The 1135-nt window shown below is 61.1% G+C and carries 2 protein-coding genes; both read left to right on the forward strand.

Annotated features, from left to right (window positions below; all coding sequences use genetic code 11):
• A partial coding sequence (locus EOA22_RS34580) for an Hsp20/alpha crystallin family protein (protein WP_164756217.1) occupies window positions 1-251 on the forward strand: 251 nt, incomplete at its 5' end.
• Between the two features lie 71 nt (window positions 252-322).
• Window positions 323-1090, forward strand: coding sequence for an NADH dehydrogenase ubiquinone Fe-S protein 4 (locus EOA22_RS34585; protein WP_063170828.1), 768 nt, complete (start codon window positions 323-325; stop codon window positions 1088-1090).
• Window positions 1091-1135 lie beyond the last annotated feature (45 nt).

Genomic DNA, 1135 nt, shown 5'->3' on the forward strand with positions numbered 1-1135 from the left:
TCATAGAAGTCCTGCTGGACAACGGGGCGCTCAAGCTTAAAGGCGAGAAGCGTTCCGAGACCGAGGACAAAGACCGGCAGTTCTCCGAGCGCTTCTACGGTCGCTTCGAGCGCCTCATTCCGCTCGGCTACGAGGTCGAGGAAGACAAGGTCAACGCCGCCTTCAAGAACGGGGTGCTGACCGTGACCTTGCCCAAGACCGAGCGGGCGCAGGCGAAGGCCAAGCGGATCGCAATCAACGGCAAGAACTGACGCACGGCAGTATGAGCAGCGGCCGTAACGGCCGCTGCTCGTACCACCCTTCATGATAGGAGGGACAGACAATGGAGACAGTTCAAAGCAGCGACATCAGAAGCCCAACCAGGACCTCCGGCCGGCCGGACAATGACAATCGGTCTCGTGTCGACGAGCCGGCTTTGTCAATGGGGCGGTCAGTGTTTCCGGACGGCGTGACGGGACGGATCTACCAGCCATGCCGCTCGGCCATGACCTCGGCAAAGCCCCGCAAGGACTGGCGATTGATCTTCGAACCTCGCACAGCCCCGTTCATCGAGCCGCTGATGGGCTATACGGGCGGCCGGGACACCCTGACCCAGGTTCGACTGGATTTTCCGACGCTGGAGGCGGCGATCCGTTATGCGGAGCGCCAAGGCCTCAGCTACGTGGTGCAGGCTCCATCTTCTGGCTCTCAGGCCAAGGTCAGCAACAGGCAAGCATCGGAGGAGAGGCACGCCTTTTCCGACGTGGTTTGGCAACGGCTACAATTGGCATGGCTCCAGGCAAGCCACAACTATGGCGCTGGTGCACAGGCAGCGCACATACAGACGGCGCTTTCCGAGCCCGAGACATTCTACGCCTGTCCGATGGAGGTGGTGGATGACCCGGTACTCGCACCCGACGAGAAACGTGCCGTGCTCAAGAACTGGGCCTGGAACGAGTACCTGATCGACTTGGCCACCGCTGAAGGCATGCCGGAAAATGCACGTCCGACGCGATTGGACGAGGTTGAGCTCGCTCTGCTGGCCTTGGAGGGCAGTACCCAGAGATTCCAGACTCGGCTCAGCCCGGTACGATCCCGGATAGCCGCATGATTGGAGGCAAGAATGGACCCACTGATCGTCTTAGACGCCCAACGG

This window comes from Mesorhizobium sp. M7A.F.Ca.US.014.04.1.1, assembly GCF_003998745.1.
Classification (GTDB): Bacteria; Pseudomonadota; Alphaproteobacteria; order Rhizobiales; family Rhizobiaceae; genus Mesorhizobium; species Mesorhizobium ciceri.

Coding starts and splice junctions, on each gene's coding strand:
- EOA22_RS34585 (WP_063170828.1), top strand. CDS start 323: ATGGAGACAGTTCAAAGCAGCGACATCAGAAGCCCAACCAGGACCTCC.